This is a genomic window from Lacinutrix chionoecetis, assembly GCF_053604665.1.
The window spans coordinates 134,948-156,025 of sequence record NZ_JBSHNQ010000080.1; the positions used below are offsets into that span (position 1 = coordinate 134,948).

Genomic DNA, 21,078 nt, shown 5'->3' on the forward strand with positions numbered 1-21,078 from the left:
GATATAAAAAAAAAGGAATTAAAAATAAAATACGTTATGGATTTAGAAATTTCTTACGTTGCTGCACCCCTAACTTTTTAGTTTCCCGATTTTCAAATTAAACGAAAAAAAATTGAAGGCTCAAATTTTCATCGTTAATTTTAAGCCATTTCTCCTCTTAAAGCGGTTTCATATATGGTTTTAAACAAGTTAGGCGCAATATTTAATCCTAACAAATACATTAATTTACTAATTGCCGCTTCGGTAGTTATGTCTTTTCCAGAAATAACTCCTATTTTTTTAAGCTTTTCACTGGTTTCATATTGTCCCATCATTACACTACCTCCAGAACATTGTGTGACATTAATAATATGTATGCCCTTTTTAATGGTTTCTTTTAATAAGGAAACAAACCACTCTTCGGTGGAGCAGTTTCCTGCACCATAAGTTTCTAAAATGACACCTTTTAAATTTGGTGTGTTAAATATACAGCTCAATAATTGTTCCGAAATTCCCGGAAATAATTTTACCAGAGCAATATTCTTATCTAAATTTTTATGAACAATTAAGTTTTTTCGTGCATTGGGTTTAAACAAATATTCATGATTAACTTTTAAATGCACTCCTGACTCGGCTAAATCTGGATAGTTTAAACTATCGAATGCTTCAAAATGTTCAGCATTAATTTTGGTTGTTCTGTTTGCTCTATATAATTTATATTCAAAATACAAACACACCTCTTTTACAACTGGCTTATTATAATATTGTAAAGAGGCCACTTGAATGGAGGTTATTAAATTTTCTTTGGCATCTGTTCGCAAATCACCTATTGGTAATTGCGATCCTGTAAAAACCACAGGTTTTGCTAAATGCTCTAACATAAAACTTAGTGCCGAGGCTGTGTAACTCATGGTATCACTACCGTGTAATACCACGAAACCATCAAATTGTTCGTAACGCTCTTCTATAACCTCTGCAATTGCAACCCAGTATTTTGGTTGCATGTTACTTGAATCTATTGGTTCTTTAAACGCGAAGGTTTCAATATTACAGTCTAATAATTTAAGCTCTGGAATACGTACCAGTATATTATCGAAATCGAAAGCGCGTAAGGCTCCGGTTTCTGCATCTTTCATCATACCAATAGTGCCACCAGTATATATAAGGAGTATGTTTGGGATGGTTTTTGTCATATTTTAGCTATTGACTTTGACGCTTAGCAATGCGCTAAACACCAAAAACGGCTTTTGAGTTTTCTGTTGTAATATCGGCAATTTTTTCTTCGGAAAGATTATAGAGTTGAGAAAGCTTTTCTACTACCTTTAAAATATAACTACTTTCATTTCTTTTTCCGCGGAAAGGCTTTGGCGCCAAATAAGGAGAATCGGTTTCTAAGACAATATGCTTTAAATCGATAGTATTTAAAAACTGATCTATTTTTCCGTTCTTAAAGGTGGCCACACCACCAATTCCTAATTTCATATTATAAGAAATGGCTTGATGGGCTTGCTCTAATGTGCCTGTAAAACAATGAAAAATCCCATATAAATTGTCACTTTTTTCTTCTTCTAAAATATCGAAAATTTCATCGAATGCTTCACGACAATGAATAACTATTGGTAACTTATGTTTTTTCGCTAATTGAATTTGATGTCTAAATGCTTCCTGCTGAATAGGCAACGTGCTTTTATCCCAATATAAATCGATGCCAATCTCGCCAACTGCATAAAATTTATGCGTGTTTAGCATCGCTTCCACGTGGGCTAATTCTTCTTTAAAGTTTTCTTTTACGTGTGTTGGGTGTAAACCCATCATTAAAAAAACATTTTCTGGATAGTCTTTTTCCAACCGGAGCATAGATGCTGTGTAAGTTGAATCTATTGCCGGAATAAACAGTCTGGAAATATTTGCGTCTAATGTGCGTTGCATCATTTCTGCTCTGTCCTCATCGAATGCTTCACTATATAAATGAGTATGTGTATCTGTAATAATCATGGTGTAAAAATAAAAAAGTCATCGGGTTATTGATGACTTTATTCAATTCAATTTTTAAGAACCCTTAAGAGTGACCGTTGATGGATTGATTTAAACCGGTAATAGATTACCCATTGCCAAATAATTATCTCTGCAATACTTTTAAAATATTATTAATCTTTAAATTATTGAATTATGGCAGAATTTCCACCAAGATGGTTAAAAAACGCATGGAGATGGGTGCAAAAAAATATTTATTGGATTGTTGTTCCCTTAGGATTCGGAATCACGATTTTATTTCTCATCTAATGTGTTTACTTGTTTAACCATTTTATTAATAGATAAAATGGTTAAACAATTTTTGTATACAGATTGGTTAAAAAATGACCCAACTATTTACTCCAACTTACCCAACAATTTCTGCGCTTGCCTGTAATCGTCTGCTTCTTCTGGAATTTGTTTTAATAATGCAATGGAAGCATTACTATCTTTTTGCTTTAATTTACTTAAAGCCAAATACCACATGGCTCTATATTTATATGCAGACTGTCCGCTAGTAATTTTATTTAATTCTGTATCGGCAACTTTAAAATTATCCAATTCAAGATGAGTAATGGCGTAATACAATTGCAGCTCTTTATTATTAGGGTCTTTTTCAAGTACTGTTTTTAAAAGCTTGTTTGCTTTTTCGTAATCTTTACTATTAAAGGCTTTTGTTGCTTCTATTAATTCTTGTACGTTGCCTTCGCCACGAACAACCGTCATTGGTTCATGCGAGTTATAATCGGAATACGTAGGATTTGAAAACTGATTAAAAGCAAATATGCCAAAAAACAAAGCAACACACGCTGCAGCCAAATATTTAATTAAGGTAAACGTTTTGGTTTTTTCACCAGCTACTGCAACTGTTTCTGCTTCATTTTTATTAAAATGCTTATTTGAAATGGTTTCTAAATTCTGTTTAAAAGCATCCGTTTCAGCTTCATTTTCAAATTTATGTTCCAAAAAACTTGATATGTCTTTATAAGTGTCAAAACTCTTTTTTAATGCTGCATCACTTTCAAGGCGTTTTTCGAAAGCCAGGCGTTCTTCAGCAGATAATTCCTCTAAAAGATATTGATCGAATATAATATAATCTTGTTCTTCCATAATCGCTAATAATTAAGTTGGTTAAATTTAGGCGACTCTTGAACCAGCTTTGTTAGTTGGCCAATACATAAGGACTTTTTCTTTCGTGCGTAGGCGTACGTAACACCCAAACTTGCTGCTACTTCTTCCATAGATTTTATTTTAAAAGTAGCTTTAATTAAGTCTTTACACGCTGTTCCTAATTTTTGAAACATCTCGTTAAATAAGGCTTGTTTTTCTCCATATAACGAGGTTTCGAAAGCGAGTTCTTGTGCGTCGTCATCTATAGATAAAATTTCCTCATTAATTGTTACCTCTTTATTTTTATTTTTCTTGAGTGCGTTTAACCATTTGCGTTTACAGAGTAAAAAAAAGTAAGCATCAAAAGGACAAGTTAGTTTTAAACCTTTCTCTTTGACTTGGTTATATATTGTGACAATGGTTTCTTGAATAATGTCTTGTGCCTGGTCTGCGTCTCCACTATTCTGTTTAATATAGTTTACTACTTTAGGCACAAACTTATCGTAAATGGCCTGTATAATAAAGGAGTTATTATGTAATAAGCCATCGACATATTTTTGGTCTTCGTGAATTTTTTTTTCACTCATAATCCCTTGTTTGTCGGTTAGTTTCCCACGAATTTATAAAAACTTTACAAAAAAAGGGTAACAATTTATAAATGGTTTTGATATAAGGTTGTAAAAGGCAAAATGCCAATTACACTTAAACAGATATTAAACTTTAAACATTTAGAAATTATGAAAACTTCAATTTTAATTATCGCAGCAGTAGTCTTTAGTTTTTTAAACTTAAACGCTACCAATGACAAAACAGACTTTAACACAACAACAACTTTAGAAATCACCACAGATGATTTGGTTGAGATTTTCGACTGGTCTGTTAAAACAACAACAGGAGAATTTTCTGGAACGGCTTCAACATTATTCGACGCTAAACGAAGAGCTAATATGGTAGGTCAAGGCGCTATAGTCTTAGAACAAAAAATTACAACCTATTATATGTTAAGAAGCGACATGCAGTCTAAATCCAACAGAGTCTATTTCTGGGAAGTTAAAAGTGAAAAAGGGTATGCTAAAGGATTTTCGGCTACTGAGTTTTCAGCTAAAAGAATAATACACTTAATAGCTAAGGGTGACATTATTACTTATAGAATTATTGAAAGCAGAGACAGAAAATAAAATTATTAACCAAATTGGGTAACAAAAGTGTTGCCCAGTTTATATAAAGATGTATAACATTAAATTTTAGAAATCATGAAAAATTCAAAAAGAGTATTAGCAAGTTTATTTATTACAGCAATAACGTTTTTATCGAGCTGTGAAATTAACGACGATGCAGATGTTGATTCTAACAATAACCCAGCACCAACAGCTGCCCAATTTAAAAACATTAGAACTCAGGCCTTAGATGACCAAACACAAACGTTTCAATTTGATGGAAACGATGGGAATATTACTTTAACTTCAGATCATGGCGTACTAATTAATATAAACACCAATTGCTTAACGTTAAACGGAAACCCTGTTTCTGGAACTGTGGATCTTAAATATGTAGAATTATTCGAGAAAGGCAATATGCTAACAACCCACAAACCTACAATGGGAGCATTACCAAATGGCGACAAAGCCTTATTAATTTCTGGTGGGGAATTTCTTTTAGAAGCCACACAAAGCGGAATGGCTTTAGATACTAATTGCGATATACAGTTAGTTGTCCCTAATAGCTTAACTGGTGGTGCAGATCCAGCCATGACACTTTGGGAAGGCACTATCGATGCAGAAGAAAATTTAACATGGGACGAAGTGGACGATGCCACAGGACAAGGTGGTGTATTTGTTGAAGGTGGAGAATATTATGCGTTTTTAGGCCAGTTTGGCTGGTCTAATATCGATCGTTTTTACAATGATCCAAGATCAAAAACATTAATTAAAGCACAAGCTCCAGTAGGTTACAACTTTACTAACAGTGCTATATATTTATCGTATGATGGTGAAGATTCTGGGTTAGCATCTTTAGACACCTACGATGGTTCTTTAAACCTATTTAGCGAGCATTACGGGCAAATACCAATAGGCTTAGAGTGTCATGTTATTTTTGCAACCGAAGATAATGGCATCTGGAGATACGCTGTTAAAGCCGTAACGATAGTAGCAGACGATATTATATCGTTTGATTTTAGCGAAACTGCTCTTGCCACAGAAGTCCAATTTGTAAACATCATTAATGCGCTACCATAATTACTATTTCCTACTTTAAAGGGTCAGATCTATTATTTCTGACCCTTTTTTTTTAAAAAAAATCAAAAAAAAGAGGTAACAAAATAATACTTGTGTTGATATAAAGGTGAAGAACAATAAAACACAAGATTATGAAAAATGCAGAATTAATTCAGGAACAGGTTTTTTACTTTAGTATTCGCCTGGTTATTTTATTAAGTGTATTAGCTTCAATCGCATAAAACCTATAGAAAAAAGTTAGGATTCTACTTCTAACTTTTTTGTTTTAAAACTGAAAACAGCAGATCATGCATTAGAAACCACAGATAGTGGAATCTGCTTTTTACAATTATCGATATTCGTTTAACTTGGCTAATAACATTAAAAAGTAGATTTAAAATATCAGTTTTTGTATCTTTAAAACTATTAATCCTATCGCTATTATGAAAAACCCAACGATCCTTTTTGTTTTAATTTTATTATCGCAAATGGTCTTTAGTCAAGAGTCACAGGTGATTGATACCACACGCAGAGAGGCTAAGATTGCCTATAATAAAAATGGAAGCGAAGTAAAGTTTACTCCAGAAACACCTCCATTAAATCAAATAGCCGGAGCTCCAAAGGCGTTTTACAAGCATTTTTGGGAATTTGGCGATGGCGATTACAGTAAACAAGAAGCGCCAGTAAAACAATATAACCACTCAGGCGACTATGAAGTTAAATATTGGGCTACTAATGTTTACGATACTGGAAAACCACCAACCTCAAGACCAAAAAAAATTAAAGTTGATGATGCTAATGATACTGCAGAAGCCTCCTCTTCTATGGTAGAAGATCTTTCGCTTATTCGCAATCGGGAACCCATGCCAAGCGAGGAAATGGTTGTAGTAATGAGCTATAAAAACTATAAAGATTATGCCACTAATGGCACGCTTCACTTATACTTTAATGAGCAAAAATACAGAGCAGATAATTTTGAATTGGCAGACACAAGACTCTATAATAACGAACAAATAATAGACAACGAAAATTTTGTTTTCACTCAGGATGTTGATGATGCCTCTGTTTTTTATGCTTCGGCAAAAGGTGATAATAATATGCTAAGAGCGCGTTTTACAGATTCTACCGAAAAAGAAAATCTGGAATTAACCTTAGCCGAAACAAAAACAACCTATAAAAAATCGAGTACAATAACGTTCGATAATATGAAACCAAACGAGGAACGCAATATCTTTTATACCTTTAAAACAACTCCAGAAATGCTTAAGGATACTAGTGCTATTATCTCGGTTAGAAGTATTTACATTCCAGATAACAATTACAAAACGCACAAAGTTAAAGATATGGAAATGGAGATTGTAACCTCTCACGACCCTAATAAAATGTCCTCTAACGCTACATTTCTAAACTATAGATTAGTCCGTTTTAAAAGACCAAAATTCAAAATTAGGTTTCAAAATAATGGAGAAGGTCCTGCTAATACCATTCGTTTGGAAACCGATATTCCAGATATGTTTGATAAAAGCACAATTAGAGTTGAGGATATGTATCCTAAGGTTAAAATTTGTCCGAAACAGGAGGTGCAGTATAGCTGCTTAGATACAACATACACTGCCAAACAAGCCATTTTTACTTTTAAGAATATTTATTTGCCTGGCAGTGAACAAAAAAATGTAAAAGATTACGATTCTACTCAGGGTTTTGTAAAATACAGTTTAAAATTTGGCAAAAATTTTCACAAGCAAAAAACCAAATCGAAAACGGCTATTATTTTCGATAAAAACGAACCTATAATCACCAATTACTCGACTACTCGTTTTCTGCCAGGCATTTCTATTGGTGCCAAAGCTGGTTACAATTCGTTTAGTAATCTTAACGATTCTAAAAGTTATTTTATAGGCGCAACAGTTTCACCTTACAAATCTTACAGGTGGTATTGGCAGGTTGAGTTACTTAACAGTTTTCATCAATTTAATGGAAACACGACAGTTACAGAACGCGTGGAAGATGGTCCTGCGGGATTTAACTTTACACGCACTACCACCACGACAACGTTTAATAATGTGGATTGGGAAATACCCGTTTTAGCACGTTACAATATTAATAATTACATAGGTTTAGGTGCAGGTTTGCAAGGCACAATTTCCATTAGTGAGAAAGAGACAAAAAATATATTCGTAGAAACTTTTGAAGGACAAAGTACAACGCCTCCTGGACCGCTTTTATTCACCTTAGAAGAGAGTGAGGAGAATAAAACCTCTTTCTCAAATTTTAGAACTGGTTTCTTAATAGAAGCTACTGCTGGCTTTGCCAGAATTGGACCAAGCCTTGGTGCTCGCTATGTATTTAATTTTAAAGAGAACTATAATTACATGCAGTTCTACGCTATTTGGAAATTCTAACGTAAAATGTCCTTAAACATTTTCTTGTACTATTATTTTAAATGAAAAACGCTATAATCATTCTTTGTCTATTATACTTCGGAAGTGTTTTTTCGCAGCGTATCGAGGATGATATTTATAATGCTACAGAAACATTTAACAATAAAAAATCTGCGGAAGCATTAGCACAACTAAATAAAGATATGGTAGAGTTTGAAGATAAACTTACCTCAATAGACGACTACATGGCTTTTATTTATCTTTTAGTAAATAAAGCACACTATTTAGAAAAACAAAACAAAAACAGCGCTGCCATTACGGCCTATGAAAAAGCGTGGACACTTTACAAAGACAAAAATATTGCCAAAGCATACGATTTTGATGTTATAGAAAATTGTATGAAACCCTTAGGTATACTATATAATAGAGTTGGAGATTATACCAGCTCAGAAAATATTACAAAAAACTACATTACATTAGCCAAAGAAAGTAATAACAATAAACAACTTATTGCTGGAAGCATTAATCTATCGAGGCTATACCAAACCTTAGGAAGATATAAGCAGTCTATTGCTATTGCAAACTACGGCCTAAGCATAAAAGGAATTCATCCTCAACAAAAAAAAATGCTACAAACCTCAATATCGAGAAGCGAAATAAGGTTAAACCAAAAAGTAACGGTTATAGATAAAATTATTGTAAAAAATCCAACGTTAGGCTCAATTGAAGATACAGAATTGGCTTACGAATTGGCGATGCAAAAAAAAGATTATTCGCAGGCTTTAAAATCTTTTAAAAGGCTTAAAAACTTAAAGAAAGACAATTTATCTTCTGCCAGTGTGTTATCTAAATTATATTTTCAAGAAGCACAGCTTTATTATTTTCTAAATGATCGAGATTTATCTAACAAAACACTCAAAAAAGCATTAAAAATTTTATTACCAGATGTCGATGTTAATACATTACCAACGGAAGAGAATCTTTATCCCGAAAATGCTTTTATTGAAATATTCGATTTATTTGCGGCTTTGCAAACAAAACCTAATAATGCTCTAACATATTATAACTTGAGTTTTTATGTAAGCGATATGTTGGCTGAAAACACAACCTCTCAAGAAAGCAAATTAATATTGCTAAATGAACAAAGAAAACGAAGCGAAAAGTGTTTAAATTTACTTTATACCCTTCAAAATACTAATAATACATCTGAATTTACTTTAGAAGCCTTAAAGTTATCTGAGCGCTATAAATCAACTTTATTAAAAGAAACCGTTAGCAACAAAGATTTAATAAAATTACACCCAAAAGATTCTTTATTAATTGAACAACAAGCGTATTTAAACAAACAAGAAACGCTTACTAACAGGTTAATTAGAACTCCTTTTGGCACAAACACTAATCAAAAAGACACCATTAGAGCAGAACTTTCCGCTATAAATATTAAGCTAAAAGACTTGAAATTTAAGATTGAAAATAAATATGCTATATCAACAAACACTTCTTTTAATATCGCAAAACTAAATGCAAAATTAATCGAAGACGATGCTACCTTAGTGCATTTTTTTTATGGTAAAAAGGCAATATACCAGATTATCGTTTCAGGGACTGCTACAGCGTTTAATAAAATTGTTTTAAACGATTTACATATTGAAACAATCGCTAATTTTATTAATTATTTCGATAGTCCTTCAGCAATTAATAATAATATTTTAAAATTCACTGAAGACGCTTTTAAGCTCTATAAAATATTACAACTAAATGAAATAAAAGATAAAACTAATTTACTCATTATTCCAGATGGATTATTGCACTTTGTTCCTTTTGATGCCCTGCTAACTGAAGAAACACAGCAACTAACTTATGAAAAAATGCCTTTCTTTTTAAAGAAACATACTTCGGTTTTTAATGCAAGCGTATCTTTATATTTAAAAGAAAATCAACTTACAAAAGAGCCAGAAGTTTTAGGCGTATTTCCAGTTTTTAAAAATACAACCGCAGTGTTAAAATATTCGGTTAACGAAGCAAAGAGTATAAACGATGAAATAAAAACTACATTACTAATGGAGGAAGATGCGACTAAGACTTCGTTTTTAAAAAACGCTTCCCGTTACTCTATTCTTCACTTATCCACACATGGTAAAAGTGGTGATTTTTTCGAGCCCGCTCAAATCGCTTTTCACGATGAAGCTTTGGCTGTTAATGAGTTATACAGCATGAATTTAAATCCAGATTTAGTGGTTTTAAGTGCCTGCGAAACCGGAATTGGTAGATTACAAAAGGGAGAAGGAGCAATGAGTATTGCACGTGGTTTTCAATATGCTGGTGCAAAAAGAGTGTTATTTTCGTTATGGCAAATAAGCGATTTATCGACCTCGCAAATTATGGCATCCTTTTACAAAATTTTAAACAACAACAATTCAATTAGTCATGCAAACCACCAATCGAAACTCGATTATTTAAATAATAAAAACATTAAAAACCTTAAAAAATCACCTTATTACTGGAGTGCTTTTACGCTTTATGGAGGCTTTGACAAGGTTACCACTAATCGATTTTATATCTGGATAATTCTTGGAGTTTCAGTGCTAATTATACTACTTTTACTGTGGTTATTTAAACAAAAAAATGGAAAACACACTTTGGGAATTTCTTTTTGAAAAGAACTATAAAAAAATAAAAATTAAGCTAACCAAAACTAATCATTTTGAGGTTAAAGCAACCATTAATGGTGTTAAAGGCTTGTTTATTTTAGACACTGGAGCCTCAAGTAGTTGCATTGGCTTTGAGGATGTAGAACTATTTAAACTTATTGCAAAAGCATCAGACATAAAAGCTGCAGGTGCAGGCGCCTCGAATATGCTAACCCAGACTGCATCTAATAATAGTATAAAAATTGGACGATGGAAAACCAGTAAGTTAACCTTAGTATTATTCGATTTAACTCATGTTAATACTGCTCTGGTTTTACATGACTCTAAACCTGTAAATGGCATTATTGGTGCCGATGTCCTTAAAAAAGGTAAGGCTATAATTGATTACGATAAGAAATACCTCTATTTAAAATCGTTATAGCCTATTAAATTTCTTACTTTTATAGTGCTATAATTTTTCTAAAAATAAAACTCCCTAAAAAATGAGTACCTCAATTGTAATTGCGGACGATCATCCATTAATGCTACGTGGTCTAAGCGACTTATTATCCTCTAAAGGTTATAACATTCTTGGCAAAGCCGAAGATGGACAAGCCGCATACAACCTTATTATTAAGGAAAAACCAGAAATTGCAATTTTAGATATTAGAATGCCGTATTTAACCGGCCTCGAAGTGGCTAAGCAATGCCAAAAATATGAGTTAGATACAAAGGTGATATTAATTACTTTCGATAATGAAGAAGAGCTTTTTGACCAAGCCAAAGAATATAACGTCTATGGTTATATTTTAAAAGAATTTGCTATTGAAGAAATTGAAATCTGTATTGACCATGTCAAACAAGGCGAACCGTATTTTAGCGAGGAGATAGCATCTTATTTAAACTCTAAAATAAAATATACAAACGACCATATATTAGAAGTGCTTACAAAAACTGAATTAAAAGTGGTTAGCCTATTAGCTAAAAACAACTCTAACGAAGATATTAGTGAAACTTTGCAATGTTCTATTAGAACAATAGAAAAACACAGAAGTAATATTGTTAAAAAGTTGAAATTGCAAAAATCTCATAATGCCTTAGTACTTTGGGCTAATTTAAATAAGGATTTATTTTAACACATTTAAGGTTAAAGTGAGATTTTAGCGTTTTTAACTACTAATTATTTTTTATAAAAACTATGTCCTTTTTTTTAAAATTGGGTCTAAAACCAATAATAGCATTGCATAGCACCGTTTTTTCAGAATAAATACCATTAAAAAAAATACGTAATTCTACGTATTTTTTTTATCGTTTATTCGTGTTATATTTACAATGCTATTAATCAATTACTAAGGAGATATTTAAGTGCTCTACATTATAACCTAATGTAGAGCTTCTCTTTTTTAAAGTAATTTCTTCTGCAAGCCTAATTGGCACTTAAATACAGTTTGAGATAAAAAAATTGACAATAAATTTTCTATAAATCTTAAAATTAGCGTTTTATACAGCTTAATAAAATTGATAAAAACATTTATAAAATTACACGAAAACGCTCAAAACACCTCTAAATATTGATGTTTTAAGCGTTTTTATTGCTTTTTAGAACTAAAAAAAAATACGTAATTCTACGTATTTTTTTTAACGTTTATAGTAGTTATCTTTATAATGCTATTAATTAGTTCTTAGGGAGAATTATTTAAAAAAAGACTCTGTATCGTAATGGTGCAGAGTTTTTAATTAAAATCAAAAAAACTTATGGAAGATGTACAAAACTCAAGGAATAAGAAATTTATTATTGGGATTGTTACAATTGCTATTATAGTTATAGCCATTAATATAGTTGTAGCTTTTTATTAATAATAAAAAACTTATATCCCATTAAACATAAAAGCACAGCTAATCCAGCTGTGCTTTTGTTATTTATATAATTATTATTATAGCTCTAAAGCTCTCTTAACATCATTATCCATTAATAATTCGGTTGGGTTTTCTAAAGCTTCTTTTACAGCAACTAAGAAACCAACACTCTCCTTACCATCAATAATTCTATGGTCGTAAGATAACGCAACGTACATAATTGGTCTAATTTCCACATGACCATCAATAGCTACTGGACGCTCTACAATATTATGCATTCCTAAAATTCCACTTTGAGGAGGATTTATAATTGGTGTTGATAACATCGAGCCAAACACTCCGCCATTAGAGATGGTAAATGTCCCTCCTGTCATTTCATCTACAGTTATTTGTCCGTCGCGAGCACGAATAGCCAAACGTTTTACTTCTGCCTCAACGCCTCTAAACGAAAGATTTTCGGCATTTCTAATTACGGGCACCATTAATCCTTTTGGTCCAGATACTGCAATACTAACATCAACAAAATCGTAAGTAAGCATTTCTTTTCCATCAATCATGGAGTTTACCGCAGGATACATTTTTAATGCTCTCACAACAGCTAAAGTAAAGAAAGACATAAAGCCTAAACTTACGCCGTGTTTAGATTTAAAGGTTTCTTTGTACTCTTTTCTAAGTGCAAAAATTGGCGACATGTCTACTTCGTTAAACGTCGTTAACATTGCCGTTGTATTTTTTGCCTCAACCAAACGTTCTGCTACTTTTCTGCGTAGCATAGACATTTTACTTTTAGAAGAACCTCTATTTCCTCCAGTTGGAGTACCCATGGATGGTTTAGCATTTACCGCATCATCTTTAGTAATACGTCCATCTTTTCCTGTTCCAGAAATAGATGAAGCATCCATATCTTTTTCAGCTAGAATTTTCTTAGCTGCTGGACTTGCTACACCAGATGCATAACTCCCTTTTGCTGGATTTGGTGCTTTCTCGTGGTTTTCTTTATTTGGTACAGCCTTTTGATCTTTAGCTAATTCTTCTGCCGCATTTTCATTACCACCTTCATCACCACCTTCGTAAGTAGATTTTTCTGGTGCTTTAGCTTCTGTATCGATTAAACAAACTACCTGCCCAACTGCTACCGCATCGCCTTCTTCTGCTTTAAGGGTAATGGTACCGCTGGCTTCAGCTGGTAATTCTAAAGTTGCTTTATCGCTATCTACTTCTGCGATAGCTTGATCTTTTTCTACATAATCACCGTCTTGAACTAACCATTCTGCTATTTCAACTTCTGTAATAGATTCGCCTGGCGAAGGTACTTTCATTTCTAAAATCATATATCTTAATCTTTTATATAAAATTATTTGTAGTAATTACAATCAAAATATATACAAAAACAATTAAACATAATATCCACCAATATTTTTTAAACATTGATTTAGTCCAATTATTTCCTCCCCACATTGGGAAATTGTTTTTTTTTGACATAAAATTTACTTTATCTACTAATTCAAAACTTTATTTTGTTCAATTTATAAATCAACCTTATATTAATACTGACAATATCTTAACATATAATATTGTTTTAGTAATTTTTGTTGATTGTTGTTGTTAATTTTTTAAAGGATACATTTGTAATCCACTAATTTTATTGTTGTCGTCTAATAGGAAAAACGCCTCTCCAACTCCATTTTCGAAGGTTAACTTATAGTTGTGCCCTTCTCTTATAATGTCTGTTAATTCTACGGCTTTTATTTGCCCTAAAGCTGCTGCGTTAACATTCGTTTTAAAAAATGCTTTCGTTTTTTCTAAAGTTAGGGTCTTTTGAAAATTCGCATTCAACATGTTGTAAATATTTTCAAAATCGCCATTATTATAATTAGTCTGAAATTCTGAAACCGCTTTTTTATAATTTGCTTTTTCTGTTTGTGCAAAACCTAATGAAAGGCTTAAAACTGCAACAATTACTAATACTATTTTTTTCATGATTATATGTTTTATAGCTTAACGCTGATTATTTTTAGTTTTATCGAAAACGAAATCAATAACTTCCTGATGACGTTTTTTGGATCGAGTACTACTTCCAGCTGCTGGTGCACCATAAGCACGACGTGATGCAACTCTAAATGTTTTCGCTTCATCTAAGTGCATTAACATATGGCTGTAAGCGCCCATATTTCTTGGTTCCTCTTGCGCCCAGACAATCTCATCTGTATTTTTATATTTTTTAATGGCTTTTCTTATTTCTTCAACTGGTAATGGAAATAATTGCTCAATTCTTACAAAGGCAATATCTTCTCTACCAAGTTTCTCGCGCTCCTCGTCTAAATCATAATAAAATTTACCCGTAAGTAATACTAACGATTTTACTTTACTTGCCGTGACTTCACTGTCATCAATAACAGTTTTGAAACTGCCGTTTGCAAATTCTTCGACTGTTGATACACATTTTGGATGACGCAATAAACTCTTTGGAGTAAATACAATTAATGGTTTTCTAAAATTCACTTTCATTTGTCTTCTTAACAAATGAAAAAAGTTTGCAGGCGTTGTACAATCTGCTACATACATGTTATCTTTTGCACATAACTGTAAGTAACGTTCCATTCTTGCTGAAGAGTGCTCGGCTCCTTGACCTTCGTAACCGTGTGGTAACAACATTACTAAGCCGTTTTGTGTTTTCCATTTATCTTCTCCAGCCGATATGTATTGGTCCAGCATAATTTGTGCACCATTACTAAAATCACCAAACTGCGCTTCCCAGATAGTTAATGTTTTTGGGCTTGCCATGGCATAACCATAATCGAAACCTACAACACCATATTCTGATAAAAGTGAGTTATATATATAAAATTGACCTTGTGTGTCGCTAATATTATTATGTAAGATAATTTCTTCTTCGCTGTCTTCAACCTTTACAACAGCGTGCCTGTGTGAAAATGTACCACGTTCTACATCTTGTCCAGAAATACGCACGTAATAACCTTCTTCTAAAAGCGTCCCATAAGCCAAATGTTCTGCCATGGCCCAATCTAATTGGTTGTCGTCGAACATTGTTTGTCGCGACTGTATCAATCTTTCAATTTTGCGAATAAACTTTTTGCCTTCTGGCAGGTTTGAAAGTACTTTGGTAATTTTGGCTAATTCTTTTTTAGATACTGTTGTATCCACCGTTTTCATCATCTCTACTTCATCTGCTGGAGAAAAATGTTCCCAGGTAGATTCCATAAATTCTGTTATAATGGTTTTGTCTTCTTTTCTCGAAGCGTCTAACTTTTCTTCAAGCGTATTTTTATATGCCTTTTCTAATTCTTTAACATGACCTTTATCTATAACGCCTTGAGCCAGTAATTTATCTGCATAAATATTTCTTGGATTCGCATGTTTAGCTATCGCTTTGTAAAGTTTAGGCTGCGTAAAACGTGGTTCATCTCCTTCGTTGTGACCATATTTTCTATAGCCTAACATGTCTATAAAAACATCGCGTTTAAACTGCATTCTAAAATCTAATGCAAATAAGGTTGCATGTACAACAGCTTCAGCATCATCTGCATTAACATGTAAAACAGGCGATAACGTTACTTTTCCAACATCTGTACAGTAAGTGCTTGATCTGGCATCTAAATAATTTGTAGTAAAACCAACTTGATTATTTACTACAATATGAATGGTTCCATTAGTTTTATAACCCTCTAATTGAGCCATCTGTACTACTTCGTAAACCAGCCCTTGACCTGCAATAGCAGCATCTCCATGAACAATTATTGGTAATACTTTACTAAAATTATCTTTATAGAATCTATCTTGTTTTGCTCTCGAAATACCCTCTACAACGGCACCAACAGTTTCCAAATGTGATGGGTTTGGTGCAATGCTTAGTCTAATTTCTTTTCCTGAGTCTGATTTTCTTTTACTCGTCCAGCCTAAGTGATACTTTACATCACCATCGAAAATTTCCTCTTCATAGTCTTTACCATCAAACTCGCTAAAAATATCTTTTGCACTTTTACCAAAAATGTTTGTAAGCGTACTTAAACGGCCTCTGTGTGCCATTCCCATTACAAATTCCTCGACACCTAAATCTGCTGCTTTTTCAATCATTGCATCTAGCGCTGGAATGAGGGCTTCTCCTCCTTCAAGCGAAAAACGTTTTTGCCCTACATATTTTGTATGCAAGAAGCTCTCGAAAGACACAGCTTCGTTAAGCTTTTTTAAGATATGTTTTTTTTGATCTGAAGAAAATTGAGGCTGATTATCGTTAATATTCAGTTTGTTTTGAATCCATTGGATTTCTTCAGGTTTTCTTATGTACATGTATTCTATACCAATAGAATCGCAATAAATACTTTCAAGATGGTTTATAATTTCCTGAAGTGTTTGTGCTCCAATTCCTAAAATTTCACCAGCATTAAAAACAGTGCCTAAGTCATTTTGAGATAATCCAAAATTTTCAATATCTAACGTAGGTTCGTATTTTCTGCGCTCACGTACAGGATTTGTTTTGGTAAATAAATGACCTCGATTTCTATAACCATCAATTAATTTTACTACTTGAAATTCTTTTTGAACATGTTCCGGAATTTGTGACGAAACGCCTTCAACAATTTCTCCATCCATGCCATAATTTTCGCTACCAAAATCGTAGCCCTGAAAAAAGGCTCTCCAACTTGGTTCTACAGAATCAGGATTCTTTAAGTATTGGTCGTATAAATCAGCAAAGTATGCTGTATGTGCTGCGTTTAAAAAGGAGTATTTATCCATTATTAAGTATAAGAAGTGTTCTCTTCAACAAAATTTAAATCAAAAATACAACTTTCTCTAAAAATAGCTATGCTTTTATTATATTTATGTCATTCTTAACATATAACAAATCTAAGCATGAAATTAAAATCTTCAATTACATTAAAAACAGCTGTTTTTATTGCATTATTCCTATTTGGTTTTTTTAATCTTTTTGCTCAAGAGAATGAGCAAAAAAGCAATTTTTGGGAACACGTACGTTTTGGTGGCGGCATAGGGCTTAGCACTGGTAATAACGTATTTAGTGCTACTTTAGCACCAAGTGCCATTTACGATTTTAATACACAATTCTCTTTAGGATTAGGCTTAAACGGAACTTATTTTAGCCAGAAGAATGTTGCAAAATCTACCATTTTAGGAGCGAGTATTATAAGTTTATTTAACCCGATTCAAGAAATACAACTATCTGGAGAATTTGAACAAAACCATGTGAGTAGAAATTTTGATAATCCAGCATTTATAGATGATAATTATTGGATTCCTGCATTATTTGTTGGTGCTGGTTACAGAACCAGAAATGTAACTATTGGTGTGCGATACGATCTTTTATATGATGATAACAAAAGTATTTACGCTAATGCTTGGGCACCATTTATAAGGGTTTATTTTTAAGAATATGTATGCCTGAACCATACTTTTTGCCACTCGCGTTTTAAAATTAAAAACGAAACTTGCTCTGCTAATTTCAGGGTATCGCTACCATCTAATTTTTTTATATTAATTTCTGAAACATCAATTATATAAAGCAGGTTGAGATAATCGGTAAATTTTTCCTGTATTAATTTATATACAATTTCGTGTAGCAACAGTTTTAAACTTGAGGGTAATATATCCTCATGGAAATCTAAGTTGATATTGGCATACAAAAAGTCTTTATTAAGCTGATGGATGAGCTTATTATATAAAGCTAATTGATTTGCTTTATCCACTAAATCTTCGAATGTTGCGGGTAACTTCATGCGTATTTTTCCTGTCAAACCAGGATATTACTTATTAAATTATTATGGTGTAATAATATTATTAATTAAAAAAAATAAAGCTACACATTTCGTGTCATTAGTGTTTTGCCAAATTGTTTTAAAAGTTCTTTTTTATTTTCTGTAATATCTAAGGTTTCTAAAATGGAAAAGGCCTTATTGGTATAATTTTCAATTTCTTTTTTGGTTGCATCTGCAGATCCACTTGTAACAAAATACTGTTTTACCGTTTCAATTTTATCATTATTCTCTCCAAGGTTAACCGAAAATAACTGTTCTAATTGTTGTTTATCAGAAGCATTTAAAAAAGCCAGTGCTTTTAAATAGAGGTACGTTTTTTTATTTTCAATGATATCTCCTCCAACTTGTTTTCCAAAAGTTTCAGGATTACCAAAAGCGTCTAAATAATCGTCTTGAAGTTGAAAAGCAATACCCAATAACCGACCAAATTCATATATTCCATCCTGGTCTTTGTTGGAGGCTTTTGCAACAATTGCTCCCATTTTCATAGCTGCACCAACCAAAACTGCCGTTTTGTATTCAATCATTTTTAAATATTCATCTATGGTAACATCATCGCGAGTTTCAAAATCCACATCGTATTGTTGTCCTTCGCAAACCTCTAAAGCCGTTTTACTAAACAATTTTGCCAAAGCCTGAAAAATCTCTACATCGTAATTTTCAAACAAGCGATAAGCCATAATAAGCATAGCATCTCCAGATAAAATACCTGTATTAACATCCCATCGCTCATGTACTGTTTGCTTTCCTCTTCTTAATGGTGCATCGTCCATAATGTCGTCATGAACTAAGGAAAAATTATGAAACACCTCAATGCTTAATGCTGCATCCATTGCTTTTTTATAATCGCAGTCAAAAACCTCAGCACTCATAAGTGTTAAAACCGGACGTAAGCGTTTGCCTCCTAATTTTAGAATATAATTAATGGGCTCGTATAAGTTTTTTGGTTCGCGCACCTTCAAAAATTCCTCCAAATAGTCTACAAATGCGTTTTGATAATCTTGAGTGTTTTGCATCGCACAAAAATAATGCAATTGAAACTATTTTAGTAAAGAAATTGTGCAATGTTAAAAAAATAATAAAACTTTGGAAACTTTTTTTGTTTTTAAAGTTTCCGTACGTATATTTGCAGCTCAATTATGAGAGATAAGATAATACATAAATCGGCCGACCTTTTCTTAAATCTGGGATTTAAGAGTGTGACAATGGATGACATTGCCAATGAAATGGGTATTAGTAAAAAAACCATATACCAACATTTTGATAATAAGACAAAGCTAGTTGAGGCTACTACTTTACAAATGTTTGAGACCATATCTCATGGAATTGATTGTATTTGTGCCCTCAATAAAAACCCAATTGAAGAGATTTACGATATTAAAAAATTTGTGATGTTGCATTTAAAGGACGAAAAATCCTCACCACAATATCAACTTCAAAAATATTATCCAAAAATATATTCGAGCCTTAAGAAAAAACAGTTTGAAATGATGCTTGGCTGTGTTAAAGACAATTTAGTAAAAGGGGTAAAACTCGGACTGTACAGAGGTACAATTAATATAGATTTTATAACCAGAGTTTATTTTAACGGTATGACTTCATTAAAAGATCAGGATATTTTTCCATTAACTAATTTCTCTATGAACGACTTAATGGAAAATTATTTAGAGTATCATTTACATGGTATTTGCACACCAAAAGGTCTTGAAATCGCATTAAAATATAGTAATACCATTCAACCAACAAATTAATGAAAAATATAGTTTATTTAGTAGTTTTTCTAATATCAGGTTTTAGTTTTTCGCAAGAAGAAAAAACAAATTTCACCTTGCAAGAAGCGATAGATTATGCATTAGAAAATAATCGTACGGCAATAAATGCCGAGCGTGATATTGATGCTGCCATAAAACAAAAATGGGAGACAACAGCAAGTGGCTTACCACAATTAAGTGCAAGCATAGATTATCAAAATTTTTTAAAGCAACAAGTATCTGTTATCCCTTCAGAATTTTTTGGTGGTAATTCTGGCGAGTTTACAGAGGTTGTATTTAATACTAAACAAAGTGCAACTGCCTTTGCTACATTAAATCAGAAAATATTTGATGGGTCTTACATTGTAGGATTGCAATCTGCCAAGGTGTTTTTAGAAATTTCTAAAAATGCTAAAATAAAAACAGATTTGGAAGTTAGAAAAGCAGTAATTGAAGCTTACGGCAATGTGCTTTTAGCAGAGGAAAGCATTAAAATTTTTGAAAGAAATATTGAAGTTTTAGAAAAAAACCTTTTCGAAACACAAAAAATCTTTGAGAATGGATTAGGAGAAGAAGAAAGTGTTGAGCAATTACAGATTACACTGTCTGGGGTAGAAAGCAACTTAAATAATGTAGAACGTTTAAAAACTCTGGCGTACCAAATGTTAAATATCACTATGGGATTAGATGTTTATAACACGCTTGTGTTAACAGATAATTTAAGAACATTGACGCAGGAAAATATATCGCTATCTATATTTAACGTTGACAATAACCCAGCAGCAACTATCGATTATCTTATTGCAGAAAACGATACGAGAGCCAAAGAATTAATGGTAAAGCTTGAAAAAAGCAAAGCCTTACCAACATTTAATGCTTTTTTAAATGGTGGTTATTCGGCTTTTGACGATGAATTTACTTTTTTTAATAAAGACCAACGTTGGTTTGGCTCTTCGTTATTTGGTGTTAGCCTTAATATCCCAATATTTAGTTCTGGAATGCGAAGTGCTGCGACACAACGTGCAGAAATAAATTTTGAAAAAGCCCAAACCGAATTAACAGAAACCGAGCAACGCATAAAATTAGAAATTGCTTCTGCTAAGAGTGATTATCAATTTGCAATAGAAGATTATGAAAACAAACAAGAAAATCTTCAATTAGCAGAACGTATAGAAAAAAAGAACCAAACCAAGTTTTTTGAAGGTATAGGCTCCAGTTTTGAACTTAGACAAGCACAAACTCAATTATATACAGCACAGCAGGAATTACTGCAAGCAATGTTAAACGTAATTAACTCTAAAGCTGCTTTAGAAACAGTATTAAACACAACAATTACCAACTAAAAATTA

18 protein-coding genes are annotated in these 21,078 nt (G+C 32.5%); 9 read left to right on the forward strand and 9 right to left on the reverse strand.

All coding sequences use genetic code 11. The annotated features are described in order from the left end of the window. Positions 1–140: 140 nt before the first annotated feature. The 4 genes from ACVC43_RS07890 to ACVC43_RS07905 all read right to left on the reverse strand — a co-directional run bounded on the left by ACVC43_RS07890 (position 141) and on the right by ACVC43_RS07905 (position 3,689). On the reverse strand, positions 141–1,172 hold the full coding sequence (locus ACVC43_RS07890) for an asparaginase (RefSeq protein ID WP_452223958.1): 1,032 nt from the start codon (positions 1,170–1,172) through the stop codon (positions 141–143). Positions 1,173–1,206: 34 nt separating this feature from the next. After that, positions 1,207–1,974 carry a TatD family hydrolase gene (locus ACVC43_RS07895; protein ID WP_452223959.1) on the reverse strand — a complete coding sequence of 256 codons (768 nt, stop codon included), beginning with the start codon at positions 1,972–1,974 and terminating at the stop codon, positions 1,207–1,209. Between the two features lie 375 nt (positions 1,975–2,349). Continuing rightward, entirely contained in the window at positions 2,350–3,102 is a 753-nt protein-coding gene (locus ACVC43_RS07900; RefSeq protein ID WP_452223960.1) for a tetratricopeptide repeat protein, read from the reverse strand. Between the two features lie 5 nt (positions 3,103–3,107). Beyond that, on the reverse strand, positions 3,108–3,689 hold the full coding sequence (locus tag ACVC43_RS07905) for an RNA polymerase sigma factor (RefSeq protein ID WP_452223961.1): 582 nt from the start codon (positions 3,687–3,689) through the stop codon (positions 3,108–3,110). Between the two features lie 150 nt (positions 3,690–3,839). On the opposite strand from ACVC43_RS07905, the gene ACVC43_RS07910 reads away from it, so the two are divergent. The 6 genes from ACVC43_RS07910 (at position 3,840) to ACVC43_RS07935 (ending at position 11,465) form a co-directional block, all read left to right on the forward strand. Beyond that, complete coding sequence (locus ACVC43_RS07910) at positions 3,840–4,280, forward strand: hypothetical protein (protein WP_452223962.1); 441 nt, start codon at positions 3,840–3,842, stop codon at positions 4,278–4,280. Between the two features lie 75 nt (positions 4,281–4,355). Next, positions 4,356–5,339, forward strand: coding sequence for a hypothetical protein (locus ACVC43_RS07915; protein WP_452223963.1), 984 nt, complete (start codon positions 4,356–4,358; stop codon positions 5,337–5,339). 422 nt (positions 5,340–5,761) lie between these two features. Beyond that, positions 5,762–7,720 carry a DUF7849 domain-containing protein gene (locus ACVC43_RS07920; RefSeq protein WP_452223964.1) on the forward strand — a complete coding sequence of 653 codons (1,959 nt, stop codon included), beginning with the start codon at positions 5,762–5,764 and terminating at the stop codon, positions 7,718–7,720. Positions 7,721–7,761: 41 nt separating this feature from the next. After that, positions 7,762–10,356, forward strand: a complete 2,595-nt coding sequence (locus ACVC43_RS07925) for a CHAT domain-containing protein (RefSeq protein ID WP_452223965.1) — start codon at positions 7,762–7,764, stop codon at positions 10,354–10,356. Continuing rightward, entirely contained in the window at positions 10,325–10,771 is a 447-nt protein-coding gene (locus ACVC43_RS07930) for a retropepsin-like aspartic protease (protein ID WP_452223966.1), read from the forward strand. Before ACVC43_RS07925 ends, ACVC43_RS07930 begins: the two co-directional genes overlap by 32 nt. 61 nt (positions 10,772–10,832) lie before the next feature. Then, a complete protein-coding gene (locus tag ACVC43_RS07935) occupies positions 10,833–11,465 on the forward strand; it encodes a response regulator (protein ID WP_452223967.1) in 633 nt (210 codons plus the stop codon). A 798-nt stretch (positions 11,466–12,263) separates the two neighbouring features. Here ACVC43_RS07935 and odhB read toward each other — a convergent pair. From odhB to ACVC43_RS07950, 3 genes are all read right to left on the reverse strand, one after another. Then, the gene (gene odhB / locus ACVC43_RS07940; RefSeq protein ID WP_452223968.1) at positions 12,264–13,517 is read right to left on the reverse strand and encodes a 2-oxoglutarate dehydrogenase complex dihydrolipoyllysine-residue succinyltransferase; all 1,254 of its coding nucleotides are present in this window, start codon (positions 13,515–13,517) and stop codon (positions 12,264–12,266) included. A gap of 274 nt (positions 13,518–13,791) precedes the next feature. After that, positions 13,792–14,166, reverse strand: coding sequence for a DUF3887 domain-containing protein (locus ACVC43_RS07945; protein WP_452223969.1), 375 nt, complete (start codon positions 14,164–14,166; stop codon positions 13,792–13,794). Between the two features lie 18 nt (positions 14,167–14,184). After that, positions 14,185–16,941: a 2-oxoglutarate dehydrogenase E1 component gene (locus ACVC43_RS07950; protein WP_452223970.1), complete on the reverse strand. Its 2,757-nt coding sequence runs from the start codon at positions 16,939–16,941 to the stop codon at positions 14,185–14,187. A 117-nt stretch (positions 16,942–17,058) separates the two neighbouring features. Between ACVC43_RS07950 and ACVC43_RS07955 the strand changes: the two genes are divergently transcribed. Next, on the forward strand, positions 17,059–17,592 hold the full coding sequence (locus tag ACVC43_RS07955) for an alpha-ketoglutarate decarboxylase (RefSeq protein WP_452223971.1): 534 nt from the start codon (positions 17,059–17,061) through the stop codon (positions 17,590–17,592). Here ACVC43_RS07955 and ACVC43_RS07960 read toward each other — a convergent pair. Together ACVC43_RS07960 and ACVC43_RS07965 are read right to left on the reverse strand one after the other, a co-directional pair. Beyond that, entirely contained in the window at positions 17,589–17,939 is a 351-nt protein-coding gene (locus ACVC43_RS07960; protein WP_452223972.1) for a hypothetical protein, read from the reverse strand. The two genes, ACVC43_RS07955 and ACVC43_RS07960, sit on opposite strands and share 4 nt — an antisense overlap. 80 nt (positions 17,940–18,019) lie before the next feature. Further along, on the reverse strand, positions 18,020–18,994 hold the full coding sequence (locus tag ACVC43_RS07965; protein ID WP_452223973.1) for a polyprenyl synthetase family protein: 975 nt from the start codon (positions 18,992–18,994) through the stop codon (positions 18,020–18,022). 123 nt (positions 18,995–19,117) lie between these two features. Between ACVC43_RS07965 and ACVC43_RS07970 the strand changes: the two genes are divergently transcribed. Both ACVC43_RS07970 and ACVC43_RS07975 read left to right on the forward strand, forming a co-directional pair. Continuing rightward, positions 19,118–19,729, forward strand: a complete 612-nt coding sequence (locus ACVC43_RS07970) for a TetR/AcrR family transcriptional regulator (RefSeq protein ID WP_452223974.1) — start codon at positions 19,118–19,120, stop codon at positions 19,727–19,729. After that, on the forward strand, positions 19,729–21,072 hold the full coding sequence (locus tag ACVC43_RS07975) for a TolC family protein (protein ID WP_452223975.1): 1,344 nt from the start codon (positions 19,729–19,731) through the stop codon (positions 21,070–21,072). Before ACVC43_RS07970 ends, ACVC43_RS07975 begins: the two co-directional genes overlap by 1 nt. Positions 21,073–21,078 lie beyond the last annotated feature (6 nt).